The organism is Tabrizicola soli, assembly GCF_015999335.1.
Lineage (GTDB): Bacteria > Pseudomonadota > Alphaproteobacteria > Rhodobacterales > Rhodobacteraceae > Tabrizicola > Tabrizicola soli.
In genome coordinates, this window is record NZ_JAEACP010000021.1 from 54,296 (window position 1) to 68,810 (window position 14,515).

At 68.3% G+C, this 14,515-nt stretch carries 16 protein-coding genes; 6 read left to right on the plus strand and 10 right to left on the minus strand.

The genetic code is table 11. From position 1 onward, the window contains the following. The 3 genes from I7S92_RS18345 to I7S92_RS18355 are packed head-to-tail and all read right to left on the minus strand — an operon-like array spanning window position 1 to window position 3,139. On the minus strand, window positions 1–417 hold the full coding sequence (locus tag I7S92_RS18345; RefSeq protein WP_242070280.1) for a DUF6173 family protein: 417 nt from the start codon (window positions 415–417) through the stop codon (window positions 1–3). Then, the gene (locus I7S92_RS18350) at window positions 414–1,439 is read right to left on the minus strand and encodes an MBL fold metallo-hydrolase (protein WP_197646969.1); all 1,026 of its coding nucleotides are present in this window, start codon (window positions 1,437–1,439) and stop codon (window positions 414–416) included. The genes I7S92_RS18345 and I7S92_RS18350 overlap by 4 nt, the downstream gene beginning before the upstream one ends. Next, a complete protein-coding gene (locus tag I7S92_RS18355) occupies window positions 1,436–3,139 on the minus strand; it encodes an acyl-CoA dehydrogenase (protein ID WP_197646970.1) in 1,704 nt (567 codons plus the stop codon). Before I7S92_RS18355 ends, I7S92_RS18350 begins: the two co-directional genes overlap by 4 nt. Before the next feature lie 108 nt (window positions 3,140–3,247). Here I7S92_RS18355 and I7S92_RS18360 point away from each other — a divergent pair, with 108 nt between their 5' ends. Next, window positions 3,248–4,192: an L-threonylcarbamoyladenylate synthase gene (locus I7S92_RS18360; RefSeq protein ID WP_197646971.1), complete on the plus strand. Its 945-nt coding sequence runs from the start codon at window positions 3,248–3,250 to the stop codon at window positions 4,190–4,192. A gap of 124 nt (window positions 4,193–4,316) precedes the next feature. Further along, complete coding sequence (gene mscL / locus I7S92_RS18365) at window positions 4,317–4,688, plus strand: large conductance mechanosensitive channel protein MscL (RefSeq protein WP_197646972.1); 372 nt, start codon at window positions 4,317–4,319, stop codon at window positions 4,686–4,688. Window positions 4,689–4,726: 38 nt separating this feature from the next. Here mscL and I7S92_RS18370 read toward each other — a convergent pair whose 3' ends face one another. Beyond that, window positions 4,727–5,332, minus strand: a complete 606-nt coding sequence (locus I7S92_RS18370; RefSeq protein WP_197646973.1) for a protein-methionine-sulfoxide reductase heme-binding subunit MsrQ — start codon at window positions 5,330–5,332, stop codon at window positions 4,727–4,729. Window positions 5,333–5,385: 53 nt separating this feature from the next. After that, window positions 5,386–6,504, minus strand: coding sequence for an alanine dehydrogenase (gene ald / locus I7S92_RS18375; protein WP_197646974.1), 1,119 nt, complete (start codon window positions 6,502–6,504; stop codon window positions 5,386–5,388). Between the two features lie 151 nt (window positions 6,505–6,655). On the opposite strand from ald, the gene I7S92_RS18380 reads away from it, so the two are divergent. After that, window positions 6,656–7,114, plus strand: a complete 459-nt coding sequence (locus I7S92_RS18380; protein WP_197646975.1) for an Lrp/AsnC family transcriptional regulator — start codon at window positions 6,656–6,658, stop codon at window positions 7,112–7,114. 240 nt (window positions 7,115–7,354) lie between these two features. Here I7S92_RS18380 and rpsU read toward each other — a convergent pair whose 3' ends face one another. After that, complete coding sequence (rpsU, locus tag I7S92_RS18385) at window positions 7,355–7,561, minus strand: 30S ribosomal protein S21 (protein WP_008027119.1); 207 nt, start codon at window positions 7,559–7,561, stop codon at window positions 7,355–7,357. A gap of 102 nt (window positions 7,562–7,663) precedes the next feature. Between rpsU and I7S92_RS18390 the strand changes: the two genes are divergently transcribed. Both I7S92_RS18390 and I7S92_RS18395 read left to right on the plus strand, forming a co-directional pair. Next, on the plus strand, window positions 7,664–8,335 hold the full coding sequence (locus tag I7S92_RS18390; RefSeq protein WP_197646976.1) for a COQ9 family protein: 672 nt from the start codon (window positions 7,664–7,666) through the stop codon (window positions 8,333–8,335). A gap of 21 nt (window positions 8,336–8,356) precedes the next feature. After that, window positions 8,357–9,349: an NAD(P)H-quinone oxidoreductase gene (locus I7S92_RS18395; protein ID WP_197646977.1), complete on the plus strand. Its 993-nt coding sequence runs from the start codon at window positions 8,357–8,359 to the stop codon at window positions 9,347–9,349. A 215-nt stretch (window positions 9,350–9,564) separates the two neighbouring features. Here I7S92_RS18395 and I7S92_RS18400 read toward each other — a convergent pair whose 3' ends face one another. After that, the gene (locus I7S92_RS18400) at window positions 9,565–10,203 is read right to left on the minus strand and encodes a ribonuclease T2 family protein (protein ID WP_197646978.1); all 639 of its coding nucleotides are present in this window, start codon (window positions 10,201–10,203) and stop codon (window positions 9,565–9,567) included. 131 nt (window positions 10,204–10,334) lie between these two features. Between I7S92_RS18400 and I7S92_RS18405 the strand changes: the two genes are divergently transcribed. Continuing rightward, on the plus strand, window positions 10,335–11,081 hold the full coding sequence (locus I7S92_RS18405; protein ID WP_197647008.1) for a DUF1013 domain-containing protein: 747 nt from the start codon (window positions 10,335–10,337) through the stop codon (window positions 11,079–11,081). 128 nt (window positions 11,082–11,209) lie between these two features. On the opposite strand, the gene I7S92_RS18410 is transcribed toward I7S92_RS18405, so the two are convergent. The 3 genes from I7S92_RS18410 to I7S92_RS18420 are packed head-to-tail and all read right to left on the minus strand — an operon-like array spanning window position 11,210 to window position 14,411. Then, the gene (locus I7S92_RS18410; RefSeq protein WP_197647009.1) at window positions 11,210–12,634 is read right to left on the minus strand and encodes a gamma-aminobutyraldehyde dehydrogenase; all 1,425 of its coding nucleotides are present in this window, start codon (window positions 12,632–12,634) and stop codon (window positions 11,210–11,212) included. Between the two features lie 30 nt (window positions 12,635–12,664). Next, window positions 12,665–13,483, minus strand: coding sequence for an ABC transporter permease (locus I7S92_RS18415; RefSeq protein ID WP_197646979.1), 819 nt, complete (start codon window positions 13,481–13,483; stop codon window positions 12,665–12,667). Beyond that, the gene (locus tag I7S92_RS18420) at window positions 13,473–14,411 is read right to left on the minus strand and encodes an ABC transporter permease (RefSeq protein WP_197646980.1); all 939 of its coding nucleotides are present in this window, start codon (window positions 14,409–14,411) and stop codon (window positions 13,473–13,475) included. The genes I7S92_RS18415 and I7S92_RS18420 overlap by 11 nt, the downstream gene beginning before the upstream one ends. Window positions 14,412–14,515 lie beyond the last annotated feature (104 nt).

Below are 14,515 nucleotides of genomic sequence, written 5' to 3' on the forward strand. Positions count from 1 at the left end.
TCACGCCGAAGCATCGCCGGAATCGCCCCCGGTCCAGCCCGAGTTCAACTGGAACCCGATGCGGCGCGGGGCCTCCTCCTCGCCTTCCTTCGGCACCGCCCGCAGGGTCACCGACAGCTGGCTGACATGCTGGATCAACTGGGTCTTGGTGCCCGAATCGTCGCGGCCGTAGAAGCTGATGATGTCGGGATCGAAGAAGCCGATCCCCTCGATCCGCAGGATGCCGGCCTCGTCCCCTGCGAAACCCATGGCGATCTCCTGCTCGGCGTCCAGCTCGCGCTCGAAGTCGCGGATATACATCACCAGCCGGTCATGCGCCCATTCCGCCGGGCTTTTCTGCCGCGCGGGCTTCTTTGCGGCCGGCTTCGCCGCCGGTTTCCCGGCGGGTTTCGCCGCAGCCTTCGGTGCCTTTGTCATCGCCGTTCCCATTCCCATGCCCCTGCCGGGTTCAGGGAACGCAAAACCGCGCCCCGCCGCAAGAGGCAGTTGAGATGCGCGATGGCCTCGACCAGCGCCAGCCCGTGCTGCGCGGGCCCGATCTCGCGCCGGAAGAGCGGCGGGAAGCACTCGGCCGCCGTTCGCGGGATGCGCAGATGCTCCAGCAGCCGGCCAAGCGCCTGGTCGTGGTTCTCGACCATCTGCATCAGGCGGAAGGGCAGGCCGGTGAAGGGCAGCTTGTGGCCCGGCAGGACCAGCTGCTCCTCGCGCGCATGGGCCGCCAGCGCGCGGCAACTGTCCAGCCAGTCGGTCAGCGGATCGGCCTCGGGCTCGGTCGGGTAGACGCCGATATTGGCCGAGATCCCGGGCAGAAGCTGGTCGCCGCCCAGCACGATCCCGTCGTCGGACCACAGCGTCAGATGCTCGGGCGCATGGCCATGCCCGATCCGCACCACCCAGTCCCGCCCCGCCGCCCGCAGCCGCCCGCCCTCGACCAGCCGGGTAAAGCCAAGGGGCATCGGCTCCACGATGTCGGCAAAGTTGAACGGCCGCTCCTCGGCCCGCTGCGCCAGCTCCGCCTCCGTCAGCCCGGCGCGGCGGTAGAAGGTCAGCGCCTCGGGCGAGGGCCGCTCCTGCACGTCCAGCACCAGCATCCGCGCGTAAAGCCAGGCGGTGCGCGTGGTCAGAAGCTCCGCGCCCCGCGACTGGAACCAGCCGACCAGCCCGACATGGTCGGGATGGTGGTGGGTCAGGATCACGCGCCGGACCGGCTTGCCGCGCAGGGGACCGGCAAGCAGCCGCTCCCAGATCGCCTTCGACCGTTTCGACGAAAGACCCGTATCCACGATGGTCCAGCCGTCGCCCTCGTCCAGCGCGAAGATGTTCACATGGTCCAGCGCCATCGGCAGCGGCAGCCGCAGCCAGAGAATCCCCTCGGCCACCGCGACCGCCTCGCCCTCGGCCGGGGCGGTCGCGAACGGATGCCTGACGCCTTCGCTCATCCGGCCAGGTCCTCGGGCCGCACCGCATACAGCCCCTCGGCCCCCTCGCGCACCTGCGCCAGCAGCGCGGCATGTTCCGGCAATATCCGGCGGATCATCACCCGCGCCAGCGCCAGCCGGTCGGAATCGGCCAGTGCCGCCTTCAGATGCGCATCGCCGCCCAGCACCCTGGCAAAGGCGCGCAGATAGGGCACCGCGCCTGCGAAACGGTCATTGAGCGGCTGGGCGACCAGCGCCTCGGTCGCCTCGCGCAGCGCCTCCGACGCCTGCCAGACCTCGCCCGCCAGGTCGGGATAGCGTGTCCGCGCCGCCTCGGCCCCGCGCTGGACCTCGTCGATCAGGCGAAAGGCCGCCTCGCCCCCGTCGGCCATCTTGCGCCCCACCAGATCCATCGCCTGAATTCCGTTCGTACCTTCGTAGATCGCGGTGATCCGCACGTCGCGGGCGAACTGCGCCGCGCCGGTCTCCTCGATATAGCCCATGCCGCCCTGGACCTGCATCCCCAGATGTGCGACCTCGCAGCCGATGTCGGTGCCATGCGCCTTGGCGATGGGCGTCAGGAGCGCCGCCCGCGCCTGCCAGTCCGGATTGCCCGTGGCCCTGGCCATGTCGATCGCCACCGCGCAGGACAGCGCGATCGAGCGGGCGGCAAAGACCTCGGCCCGCATCGCCGCCAGCATCCGGCGCACGTCGGCATGATCCAGGATCGGCCCCCCCGCCGACAGGGGCGTCGCGCCCTGGTGCCGCTCCATCGCATGGGCCAGCGCCTGCTGCAGCGCCGCCTCGGCCACGCCCACGCCCTGCACCCCGACCGAAAGCCGGGCGTTGTTCATCATCGTGAACATCGCCGCCATGCCCTTGTTCGCCTCGCCCACCAGCCAGCCCTTTGCCCCGTCGTACTCCATCACGCAGGTCGGGCTGCCGTGGATGCCCAGCTTGTGCTCCAGGCTGACGGCGCGCAGGCTGTTGCGCGCGCCGGGGCGGCCTTCGGCATCGGGGATGAACTTCGGCACCATGAAGAGGCTGATCCCTTTCGTCCCCTCCGGCGCGCCGGGCAGGCGGGCAAGGACCATATGGCAGACATTCGCCACCAGATCGCTGTCGCCCCAGGTGATGAAGATCTTCTGCCCGCTGATCGCATGGGTCCCGTCGCCCAAGGGTTCCGCCTTCGTCCGCAGCGCCCCCACGTCCGACCCGGCCTGCGGCTCGGTCAGGTTCATCGTCCCCGACCACTCGCCCGAGGTGAGCTTCGGCAGATACAGCGCCTTCATCGCGTCGCTCGCGTGGTGCTCCAGCGCCTCGATCTGGCCCTTGGACAGCAGCGGCTTCAGCTGCAAGGCCAGGCAGGCGCCCGACAGCATGTCGTCCACCGCCAGCGCCAGGCTGATCGGCAGGCCCATGCCGCCATGCTCGGGCCGCGCCGCGATGCCGACCCAGCCGCCCTCCGCCAGCGCCCGATACCCCTCGGCAAAGCCGGGAGAGGAGACCACCGCCCCGTTCTCCAGCCGCGCCGCGTTCAGGTCGCCCGCCCGGTTCAACGGCGCGATCACATCCGTCGCGATCCGCCCCGCCTCGGCCAGGATCGCATCGGCCAGTTCCGGCGTCGCCTCGGCGAACCGCGGCGTGGCCGCGACCCTGGCGAAGCCCGCCACATGCTCCAGGATGAAGCGCAGGTCCCTGACCGGGGCGCGATAGGGCATGGCGACGTCCTCCGACGGCTTGGCAAGGCGCGGGCCCTGCCGTAAGCACGACCCCGCACCGAGGCTACCGCTTTCCCCCCGACCTGCAACCCGGACGCTGCGTCAGAGATGACCGAGACCCTTGCCCCCGACGATGCCGGCATCGCCCGCGCCGCCCGCCTGCTGGCGGAAGGCGAACTCGTCGCCTTCCCGACCGAGACGGTCTACGGCCTTGGCGGCGATGCGCGCTCCGACCGGGCGGTGGCGGGGATCTATGCGGCCAAGGGGCGGCCCAGCTTCAACCCGCTGATCGTCCACCTTCCCGACCTCTCCGCGGTCGAGGCGCTGGCGACCGTCGGCCCCAACGCCCGCGCGCTGGCGCGGGCCTTCTGGCCCGGCCCGCTGACCCTGGTCCTGCCGCTGCGCGACGGCGCGGGCCTCTCGCCCCTGGTGACGGCGGGCCTCGCCACCGTCGCCGTCCGCATCCCCGCCCATCCCCTTGCCCGGCGCCTTTTGCAGGCCTTCGGCGGCCCGGTCGCCGCGCCCTCGGCCAACCCTTCCGGCCGCGTCTCGCCCACCCGGGCCGGGCATGTGCTGGAGGGGCTGAGCGGGCGCATCGCCGCCGTGCTCGATGGCGGTCCCTGCGCCGTCGGCCTGGAATCCACCATCGTTGCCGCCGATCCCGCCCCCACCCTCCTCCGTCCCGGCGGTGTCCCGGTCGAGGCGATGGAGGCGCTGCTTGGCCAGCCCTTCGCCACCGGCGGCGATGCGCACAGACCCAGCGCACCGGGCCAACTCGCCTCGCATTACGCGCCCGAGGCCGGGGTTCGCCTGAACGCAACCGCCGCCGAGCCGGGCGAGGTGCTGGTAGGCTTCGGCCCGGTCAAGGGCGCGCTCACGCTTTCGGACACCGGCGATCTGGTCGAGGCCGCCGCCCGCCTCTTCGACCTGCTCCGCCAGGCCGACCGTCTGGCCGGCCCCCATGGCCGCATCGCCTTTGCCCCGGTGCCCGAGGCCGGCCTTGGCCTTGCGATCAACGACCGTCTGCGCCGCGCCGCCGCCCCGCGTCCTTGAGGGGCGAAGGGCCGAAATTCCGGGTTCGGAACCCGGCAAAGTTGTGCAATAGTTTCGGCGGGCCGTCGCGCCCAACGGGTCAAGATAGCCCGCCAGTCAAGGCGGGTACATGAGGGAACAAGTGATGTTCAACGAATTCAAGACATTCATCGCCCGGGGCAATGTCCTCGATCTCGCCGTCGGTGTGGTCATCGGCGCGGCCTTCACCGCCATCGTCACCTCGCTGGTCGATGACCTGATCAATCCGCTGATCGGCCTGATCGTCGGCGGGGTGGACTTCAGCGGCCTCAGCGTCGGTCTGGGCGACGCGCAGTTCATGTATGGCAACTTCATCACCGCGATCATCAAGTTCCTGATCGTCGCCTGGGTGGTGTTCCTGATCGTCAAGGGCGTGAACCGGCTGATGCCGAAGAAGCCCGAGGCCCCGCCGGCCCCGGCTGGCCCGACCGACAACGACCTGCTCAAGGACATCCTGGCCGAGCTGAAGAAGAAATAGGCAAAAGGCCCGCGGCACATCCGCCGCGGGCCCTTTCCTTACGCCGCCACCGGAAGGCGCGACCGCAGGTTCCAGTACCAGAACCGATAGGCCCACAGCGCCAGGAGCGGCCCGAAGTGGATCAGCGCCGGCGGCCAGCCGCCCCAGTCCTTCATCGCGGCCCAGTGCAGCAGCACCAGCACCGCCGCCGGCCAGGCCATGCGCTGCATCGTCTTCCAGCCGGTGCCCAGCCAGCGCTGCGCGGCATTGTTCGAAGTCACCGCCAGCGGCACGAAGATCAGGAAGGCCAGCCAGCCGGTCCAGATCCTTGTCTGCGGCAGTTGCTCGAGGATCCGGTCCAGCGTGCCCCGGTCGATCACATAGACCACGACGTGCAGCGCGGCATAGAGGAAGGCCGCCACCCCCAGGTCGCGCCGGTGCCGCATCAGCCAGCGCGGCCAATGGTGGGTGCGGAACACCAGCATCAGGCCCGAGGCCATCATCCCGATGATCATGAACCGCGCCGCGAACTCGCCCGTCGGGTGCAGCAACTGATGGAACGCCTTCGGATCGTCGCCGAACAGCGGGCCGATCATGCCCAGCGCAGGCAGCGAAAGCACGGCCCAGAGGATCAGGGTCGAGGGTTTGTAACCGGATAATGTCATGGGGCACCTGTTGTCTGATGCCCCATATACGCCGCAGCGCAGCACTTCCGTCGTCAGAGCGCCAGCGCCTCCGCCCCCGTGATCGACGGCAGCCCCAGCGCCGTGCCGACCGCCGCATAGGTCAGCTTCCCGGCATGGACGTTCAGCCCGGCCAGCAGATGCGGATCGTCGGCACAGGCCTTTTTCCAGCCCTTGTCGGCCAGCGCCAGCAGGAAGGGCAGGGTGGCGTTGCCCAAAGCCTGGGTCGAGGTCCGCGCCACCGCGCCGGGCATGTTGGCCACGCAGTAATGCATCACTCCGTCCACCTCGTAGATCGGATCCTGGTGCGTGGTGGCCCGGCTGGTCTCGAAACAGCCGCCCTGGTCGATCGCCACGTCGACCAGCACCGCGCCGGGCTTCATCTCCTTCAGCTGCGCCCGGCTGACCAGCTTCGGCGCCGCCGCACCGGGGATCAGCACCGCGCCGATCACCATGTCGGCGGTCCGCACCAGTTCGGCCAAAGCGCCGGCGCTGGAATACTGCGTCACCAGCTTGCCGTGGAAGATGTCGTCCAGATAGCTCAGCCGCGGAACGGATCGGTCGAGCACCGTCACCCGCGCCCCCATCCCCACCGCGACCCGCGCCGCCGCCGTCCCGACCACGCCGCCGCCGACGATCACCACATTCGCCGGGGCCACCCCCGGCACCCCGCCCAGCAGCACGCCGCGCCCGCCATTGGCCTTCTGCAGCGTCCAGGCCCCCACCTGCGGCGCGAGGCGCCCCGCCACCTCGGACATCGGTGCCAGAAGGGGCAGCCCGCCCCGCGCGTCCGTCACCGTCTCGTAGGCGATGCAGGTCGCGCCGCTGGCCAGAAGGTCCCGCGTCTGCTCCGGGTCCGGCGCCAGGTGCAGATAGGTGAACAGAAGCTGCCCCGCCCGCAGCCGCTTGCGCTCGGCGGCCTGTGGCTCCTTGACCTTCACGATCATCTCGGCTTCGGCGAACACCTCTTCCGCCGTGGCCACCACCTCTGCCCCCGCCGCCGCGTAATCCGCATCGGCAAAGCCCGCGCCCAGACCCGCGCCGGTCTCGATCATCACCCGGTGGCCATGCGCCACCGCCTCGCGCGCCGCGTCCGGGGTCATTCCGACCCGGAATTCCTGCGGCTTTACTTCCCTTGGACATCCGATCTTCATCTGATCCTCCCCGAGGGCATCCTGCCCCCCTTGTGACGATCACTCTGATCCTGTTTTGCGGGCGATGCTTTGAAATCCGGATGACTTGTGGCCGCCGTCCGGATAGATTCCGGCGCAGAACCGCCCGGATGCCGAAGGATATTGCAGCAGGATGGACCTCGACGCCACGGATCGCCGCATCCTGACGGTGCTGCAAAAGGACGGCCGCATCACCAATGCCGAGCTTTCGGAACAGGTGAACCTCTCCCCCTCCGCCTGCCACCGCCGCGTGCAGCGGCTGGAGGAGGAGGGTTACATCGCCGGCTACGTTGCCCTTCTGGACGCCCGCCGCATGGGCCGGATGACCACGGTCTTCGTGGAAATCACCCTGCAAAGCCAGGCCGAGGACCTGCTCGACGCCTTCGAGCGCGAGGTCGCCCGCGTCCCCGACCTTCTGGAATGTCACCTGATGGCCGGGACCGCCGACTACCTGCTGAAGATCATGGCCGCCGATACCGAGGACTTCGCCCGCATCCACCGCCAGTTCCTCTCGCGCCTGCCCGGCGTGCGGCAGATGCAGTCCTCCTTCGCGCTGCGCACGGTGGTCAAGACCACGGCGCTGGCCGTCTGACCGCGGCCGCTTCAACGGCGGAGAGGGCCGGCATGACCGCAGGTTCCCGCACCTTGGCCCAGCGATTGGGCTTCTGGCCACCTCCCTCGTCACCGGGGCGGTTCTGGGGGTGCCTCCCAGCTCGCCGGGGCGCTCATGGCCGCGCTGCTGGGGCGCTGGCTTTTCGCAGACGAAAAACCCCCGGCCTGACGGACGGGGGTTGATCGATCGGGAATCGCTTCCCCAGTGTCGCCGGACGTCTTAGAGACCGCCTTCGCGCTGAAGCTTCTTCCGGGCAAGTTTCCTTGCACGGCGGACCGCTTCGGCCTGTTCGCGTGCCTTCTTGACGGAGGGCTTCTCGAAATGCTGCTTGAGCTTCATTTCCCGAAACACCCCTTCACGCTGAAGTTTCTTCTTCAGGGCACGGAGGGCCTGTTCGACGTTGTTGTCGCGGACGCTGACCTGCATGTGGTTGTCACCACCTTCCTAAGCTAGAGTTGCACTGACTTGTGCAGGCCGCCGCCCTATAACAAGCATGACGTCAGTTGTCCACCATGGAAGGATCAGCCCATGACCCAGCACATCAAGGACCGCCTGCTCGACGCCGCGCTGTCGCATGTGCCCTTCGACGGCTGGTCCGACCGCACGCTGCGCGCCGCCGCTACCGAGACGGGGGTCGATCCGGGCCTCACGCGGGCGCTTTTCCCGCGCGGCGGGGTCGATCTGGCGCTGGCCTACCACGCAAGGGGCGATGCGGCCATGGTCGCGCAGCTTGCCGCGACCGATCTTTCCGCCCTGCGCTTCCGCGATCGAATCGCCCATGCCGTCCATACCCGGATCGAGCTTGCCGACCGCGAGTTGGTGCGGCGCGGCTCCACCCTCTTTTCCCTGCCCCAGCACGCCGCCGACGGCGCACGGGCGATCTGGTCCACCGCCGACCGGATCTGGACCGCGCTGGGCGACACGTCCCAGGACCTGAACTGGTACACCAAGCGCGCCACCCTCTCGGCCGTCTACGGCGCGACGGTGCTTTTCTGGCTGGGCGACGACAGCTCCGACCACCAAGCAACCTGGGAATTTCTCGACCGCCGGATCGAGGGCGTGATGCGCTTCGAGAAGCTCAAGGCGGATTTCCGTGAAAATCCTCTGGGAAAAAAGCTGTTCTCCGGTCCGTTCAAGGTTATGGAACACATCCGGGCGCCTAAGCCGCCCACCACCCTGCCCGGCCTGCACCGGGACTGACCCTCAAGCCGGAACCGACCCATGGCCCTGACCCACAGCATGCTTGCCGTCGAAATCTCCCAGCCCGGCGGGCCGGACGTGTTGCAGCCGGTCTCGGTCCCGGTGCCGGTGCCGGGGCATGGCCAGATCATCATCCGCGTCGCCTATGCCGGGGTGAACCGTCCCGACGCGCTGCAACGCGCCGGCATGTATGCCCCGCCGCCCTCGGCCTCGCCCCTGCCCGGCCTCGAATGTTCCGGCACCGTGGTCGAGGTCGGGCCGGGCGCCACCCGCTGGCAGATCGGCGACCAGGTCTGCGCGCTCCTGCCGGGCGGCGGCTATGCCGAATATGCCGCCACGCACGAAGCGCACGCCCTTCCGGTCCCGCGCGGCCTTTCCCTGCGCGAAGCCGCCTGCCTGCCGGAAACCTGCTTCACCGTCTGGTCCAACATCGTGATGCGCGGCGGCCTGCAGGCGGGCGAACGCTTCCTCGTCCATGGCGGCACCTCGGGCATCGGCACCACCGCGATCCAGATCGCCCGCGCCCTTGGCGCCCGCGTCTTCGCCACCGCCGGATCGGACGAAAAGGTCCAGGTCTGCCGCGATCTCGGCGCCGAGGTCGCGCTGAACTATCGGAGCGAGGATTTCGTCCAGACCCTGCGCGAGGCCGGCGGCGCGAACCTGATTCTCGACATGGTCGGCGGCCCCTATCTCGAGCGGAACCTGAAGGCGCTGGCCGACGATGGCCGCCTGGTGCAGATCGCCTTCCTGCAAGGCCCCAAGGTCACGGTCAACTGGGCCGAGCTGATGACCCGCCGCCTCACCTTCACCGGCTCCACGCTGCGCCCGCAGTCCGACCTTGCCAAGGCCCGCATCGCGCGCGAGGTCGAGACCCATGTCTGGCCGATGATCGAGCGCGGCGCCTTCCGCGTCGTCATGGACAGCGAATACCCCCTGACCGAGGCCCCCGCCGCGCATTGGCGAATCGAGGCCGAGGGCCATGTCGGAAAGATCGTGCTGAAAGTCGAAAACTGAATGTGTCGGTCGTTTGACGCTGCGGCATGCAATTGACGCAACTTTCACGCGCAGCTGCCATAAAGGTTTGTTAAACCACGACTCAGGCGGGATCGGAATTCAGACGGAAGCCTGGGCCGGGCGGCAGATCCCCAGCTGCCCCCGGCATCGCGCATTTCAAGACTCCCTTGCTTCGACTTCCACCGGAAGCTTGTTTTTATGCGATCCCGCCGCTTCTACCGCACCGGCTCCAGCACCGCCTCCGACAGGCGGCAGTCGCGGGCCACATCGGGCCCGCAGGTGCGCGGCTCGAGTTCCGGCGTCAGGCAGATCCGTGCCTCCTGGATCAGCCCGGCCTTGCAGGTGATGGTGATGCTGTCGGCGGAAAGCGCCGGATTCGCCTCCAGGAACGCCGCCTCGATCACGGCTGCGGGCAGGGTCAGCGGGCGGTCCACGCCAGAGAATAACTCGGGAACCGCAACGCTTTCAAAGGCTTGCCGCGCCGTCCGGTAATAGTCCCCTGCCGCCAGGCCCGAACAGCGGCCGTGCTTCTTCCACTGGTGGAAGGCCTGCCCCGCGCCCCCCATGACATCCGCCATCGCCGCCGTCTCCGCCCGGCCCGGATCGCGCGCGCCGGTCCGGCAATAGCTGGGCCAGCCGTCCTCGTACTGCGGCCAAAGCCCGTGCAGCACGAAAGTCAGCCCGCGCCCCCGGTCGCATTGCGGATCGTTCCGCGCATCGCCCTCCAGCGCGCACCAGCCGGCGGACCAGGACAGCGACAGGACGTAATAGTCGAACTCGCCGGCCCGCTCGCCCCCGGCCCGGACCGCCTGCGACAGGCAGAACAGCGCGAGCACGGCCACCAGCTTCCGCATTTCCGCTTTTCCTCCCGGGATTCTGGTCTTATATGGACGGGTGAATTCCCCGAAATCGTGGAACTCGCGGGCCCGGCCCGCAGCCGTTTTCCCGGCCCGGGAGAGATTTGTAAAGGAGAGATCCGATGTCGATGTCAAAGCCGCTCATGGCGAAGGCGACCGCCGTCTGGCTGGTCGACAACACGACCCTCAGCTTCGCGCAGATCGCCGATTTCTGCGGCATGCACGAGCTTGAGGTGCAGGGCATCGCCGACGGCGACGTCGCCACCGGGGTCAAGGGCTTCGACCCGATCGCGAACAACCAGCTCGATCCGATCGAGATCGAGCGCGCCCAGGCCAACCCGCTCTACCGGATGAAGCTGAAGTTCAACGCTGCCGCCGTGGGCGAGGAAAAGCGTCGCGGCCCCCGGTACACCCCGCTGTCGAAGCGCCAGGACCGCCCGGCCGCGATCCTCTGGCTGGTCAAGTTCCACCCCGAGCTTTCGGATGGCGCCATCGGCAAGCTGGTCGGCACCACCAAGCCCACGATCCAGTCGATCCGTGAGCGCACGCACTGGAACATCGGCTCGATCCAGCCGATCGACCCGGTCGCGCTCGGCCTCTGCAAGCAGTCCGAGCTTGACGCCGCCGTCCAGGTCGCCGCCCGCAAGAAAGCCGCCGAAGGCTCGGTGATGACCGATGACGAGCGGCGGAAACTCGTCTCCACCGAGCAGTCCCTCGGCATGGCGCCCGAGCCGAAGTTGCCCACGGGGCTCGAGGTCTTCGGCGACGAGGAGAAGGACGAAAGCTCGCCCGCCGATTTCTCGGATGCCGACAGCTTCTTCAACCTCCCCGCCGGCAGCCACGACGACGAGGACGAGGACGACTCGCACCGCTGATCCGGCTTCTGCTGAAAAGAGAAAACCCCGGTCCATGGCGGCCGGGGTTTTTCTTTGGCCCCGCTCGTCGATGACTTCGTCACTCCTCGCGGCCAACCGACGAGGAGACGAAGTCGAACGAGGAGGGGTCAGCCGTGCCTCACCATCACATGCCGGACGACCGTATAGTCCTCCAGAGCATAGGCCGACATGTCCTTGCCATAGCCCGACTGCTTCAGCCCGCCATGCGGCATCTCGTTGGTCAGCATGAAATGGGTATTGATCCAGGTACAGCCGTAACGCAGCCGCGCCGCCGTCGCCATCGCGCGACCCACGTCCTTCGTCCACACGGATGACGCCAGCCCATAATCGCTGTCATTGGCCCAGTTCACCGCTTCGTCCACGTCGCTGAACGGCGTGACCGAGACCACCGGGCCGAAGACCTCGCGCCGCACGATCTCGTCGTCCTGCTTCGCGCCCGCCACCACGGTGGGGCGGTAGTAGAAGCCCTGGTCCATCGCCTCGCCGCCGGTGGTGATCTCGACATGGTTCAATTCGCGGGCGCGGTTGACGAAGCTCGCCACCCGGTCGCGCTGGCGCTGGCTGATCAAGGGGCCGATCTCGTTCGCGGTGTCGTCCTCGGCCCCCAGCACGATGGACGCGGCCGCCGAGGTCAGGTCGGCGACCAGATTGTCGTAGACCTTCTTCCCGGCATAGACCCGGCAGGCGGCGGTGCAGTCCTGCCCGGCGTTGTAGAAACTGAACGCCCGCAGCCCCTCGACCACGGCGCCCACATCCGCATCGTCGAAGACCACGACCGGGGCCTTGCCGCCCAGTTCCAGATGTGTGCGCTTCACCGTCTTGGCCGCTGCGTCGAGCATCTTCTTGCCCGTGGCCACGTCGCCGGTGAGGCTGATCATGTCCACCTGCGGATGGTTGATCAGGTAGCTGCCCACCGTCTGCCCGCGCCCGGCGATCACGTTGACCACGCCTTCCGGCAACACCTCGGCCAGCACATGCGCCAGCTTCAGCGCCGTCAGCGGCGTCTGCTCGCTGGGCTTGAACACCACCGTGTTGCCGCCTGCGATGGCCGGCCCCAGCTTCCAGGCCATCATCATCAGGGGATAGTTCCAGGGCGCGATCGAGGCGACCACCCCCACCGGGTCGCGCCGGATCATGCTGGTGTGCCCCGATAGATACTCCCCCGCCACCGTCCCCGTCATGCAGCGCACGGCACCGGCGAAATAGCGGAAGCAATCGACGATCGCCGGGATCTCGTCATTCCGTGCCGCGTTGATCGGTTTGCCGCAGTTCAGCGCCTCCAGGCTGGCGAAGGCATCCGCCTCGGCCTCGATCCGGTCGGCAATCGTCAAGAGCGCGGCAGAGCGTTCCGCCGGCGTCGTCCGCGACCAGCCCTCGAAGGCCTTCCGCGCCGCCGCCACCGCCCGGTCCACCTGCGCGGTCGAGGCTTCCGGCACCTCCAGGATCAGCCCGCCGGTGCGCGGGTTCAGGATGGCTTCCTTCGCCTCCTGCCCGGCCTCGAAGCTGGAGCCGATCAGAAGCCGGGTGTCGATCTTGGCGTGCTGGTTCATGGGTCTGTCTCCCTATTTGCCCATGCCGGCGGTCTCGGAGCCGCCGCGGGTCAGGTAGTAGGCTGCAAGGATGGGGAAGAAGGTGGCCGCGAAGACCAGGATCGCGACGACATTGGTCACGGGCCGCTGGCGCGGGCGGATCAGCTCGTCCAGCATCCAGATCGGCAGGGTCTTGGCGTCGGTGCCGGAGCCGGCGGTGAAGATGGTGACGATCACCTCGTCGAAGGACAGCGCAAAGGCCAGCATCCCGCCCGCCAGCAGGGCCGAACCCATGTTGGGCAGAAGAACATGCCGGAAGGTCTGGAACGCGTTGGCGCCCAGGTCGGCCGAGGCCTCCATGATCCCGCCCGACAGCCGGCGAAGGCGGGCGACGGCGTTGTTGTAGACGATCACGATGCAGAAGGTCGCGTGACCCAGCACGATGGTCCAGGTGGAGAAGGGGATGTCCATGATGCCGAAGGCCGACCGCAGCGCCATGCCGGTGATCACGCCTGGGAGCGCGATGGGCAGAAGGATCAGCAGGCTGATCTGGTCCCGCCCGAAAAACGCCGTCCGCGTCATCGCCGCCGCGACCAGCGTGCCCAGGATCAGTGCGATGCTGGTCGCGATGGCCGCAACCTTCAGCGACAGCCAGAGCGGCGGCCAGATGTCGGGCCGGTCGTTCCAGGCCACCCCGAACCACTCGGTCGTCAGGCCGGGCGGCGGGAACTGGAAACTGCGCTCCTCGGTGGTGAAGGCGTAGAGGAAGATGAGGAGGATCGGCAGGTGCAGGAACAGAAGTCCCCCGATGGCCGCCGCGCGAAGCGAGAGGGGAGAGCGGTCAGAGAGCATCGAACGCCCCCATCCGCCGCGCGAGGGCCAGATAGACCAGCATGATCAGGATCGGCACCACCGCGAAGGCCGCGGCCAGCGGGATGTTCCCGGCGGTGCCCTGCAACTGGTAGACCGCCATGCCGATGAAATTCGCCGAATTGCCGATGATCTGCGGAATGATGTAGTCGCCCAGCGTCAGCGAGAAGGTGAAGATCGACCCTGCGATCACCCCCGGCAGCGCCAGCGGCAGGACCACGGTGCGGAAGGCCTGTGCGCGCGTCGCGCCCAGATCGGCCGAGGCTTCCAGCATGGAGGTCGGCACCCGCTCCAGCGCAGCCTGCATCGGCAGGATCATGTAGGGCAGCCAGATGTAGCAGAAGACCGCGAAGGTCCCGAGGGGCGAGGTGGAGAGCGAGGATCCCTCCAGCCCCGGGATCGACAGCAGCCCGTCGATGATCCAGGAGGTATGCGTCCGCTCGGCCGCCCAGCCGATGATGCCCTCCTTGGCCAGGATCAGCTTCCAGGCATAGACCTTGACCAGATAGCTCGACCACAGGGGCAGCATGACGCCAAGGTAGAAGGCCGCCTTCCAGTGCCCCCTGGCATAGCGGGCGGCGTAATAGGCGATGGGGAAGGCCAGCGCGGCACAGGCCAGCGTCACGCAGGCGGCCATGATCACGGTGCGGACCAGGATGTCGAAGTTCGACGGGCGCAGCAACTCGCCATAGGTCTTCAGCGTGAACTCCTCCTTCACCACGCCCGAGAATTCGTCGATGGCGTAGAAGCTTTGCAGGAGGAGAGCGGCGAGCGAGCCGAGGTAGACCACCCCCAGCCAGAGGAGCGGCGGGGTGAGGAGCAGCGCCAGCAGCACGCGCGGGTGGCGCCAGAAGAGCCCGGTCAGCCGGTCGGCCAGACCCCTTGCGGGCAGGATCGCGGGGGCGGTCATCGGCGCGCCTCTCCGCCACCAAAATTCTTGAAGGAAGAATTTTGGGCGCTTCCTCTTGCGGTGTTCCGCTTGTGGGAAAGCTCGGAGCCTCCGGCGGGGATATT

Excerpts from the sequence above, each read along its gene's own strand:
- I7S92_RS18345 (WP_242070280.1), bottom strand. The coding sequence starts at position 417 with ATGACAAAGGCACCGAAGGCTGCGGCGAAACCCGCCGGGAAACCGGCG.
- I7S92_RS18350 (WP_197646969.1), bottom strand. The coding sequence starts at position 1,439 with ATGAGCGAAGGCGTCAGGCATCCGTTCGCGACCGCCCCGGCCGAGGGC.
- I7S92_RS18355 (WP_197646970.1), bottom strand. The coding sequence starts at position 3,139 with ATGCCCTATCGCGCCCCGGTCAGGGACCTGCGCTTCATCCTGGAGCAT.
- I7S92_RS18360 (WP_197646971.1), top strand. The coding sequence starts at position 3,248 with ATGACCGAGACCCTTGCCCCCGACGATGCCGGCATCGCCCGCGCCGCC.
- mscL (WP_197646972.1), top strand. The coding sequence starts at position 4,317 with ATGTTCAACGAATTCAAGACATTCATCGCCCGGGGCAATGTCCTCGAT.
- I7S92_RS18370 (WP_197646973.1), bottom strand. The coding sequence starts at position 5,332 with ATGACATTATCCGGTTACAAACCCTCGACCCTGATCCTCTGGGCCGTG.
- ald (WP_197646974.1), bottom strand. The coding sequence starts at position 6,504 with ATGAAGATCGGATGTCCAAGGGAAGTAAAGCCGCAGGAATTCCGGGTC.
- I7S92_RS18380 (WP_197646975.1), top strand. The coding sequence starts at position 6,656 with ATGGACCTCGACGCCACGGATCGCCGCATCCTGACGGTGCTGCAAAAG.
- rpsU (WP_008027119.1), bottom strand. The coding sequence starts at position 7,561 with ATGCAGGTCAGCGTCCGCGACAACAACGTCGAACAGGCCCTCCGTGCC.
- I7S92_RS18390 (WP_197646976.1), top strand. The coding sequence starts at position 7,664 with ATGACCCAGCACATCAAGGACCGCCTGCTCGACGCCGCGCTGTCGCAT.
- I7S92_RS18395 (WP_197646977.1), top strand. The coding sequence starts at position 8,357 with ATGGCCCTGACCCACAGCATGCTTGCCGTCGAAATCTCCCAGCCCGGC.
- I7S92_RS18400 (WP_197646978.1), bottom strand. The coding sequence starts at position 10,203 with ATGCGGAAGCTGGTGGCCGTGCTCGCGCTGTTCTGCCTGTCGCAGGCG.
- I7S92_RS18405 (WP_197647008.1), top strand. The coding sequence starts at position 10,335 with ATGTCAAAGCCGCTCATGGCGAAGGCGACCGCCGTCTGGCTGGTCGAC.
- I7S92_RS18415 (WP_197646979.1), bottom strand. The coding sequence starts at position 13,483 with ATGCTCTCTGACCGCTCTCCCCTCTCGCTTCGCGCGGCGGCCATCGGG.
- I7S92_RS18420 (WP_197646980.1), bottom strand. The coding sequence starts at position 14,411 with ATGACCGCCCCCGCGATCCTGCCCGCAAGGGGTCTGGCCGACCGGCTG.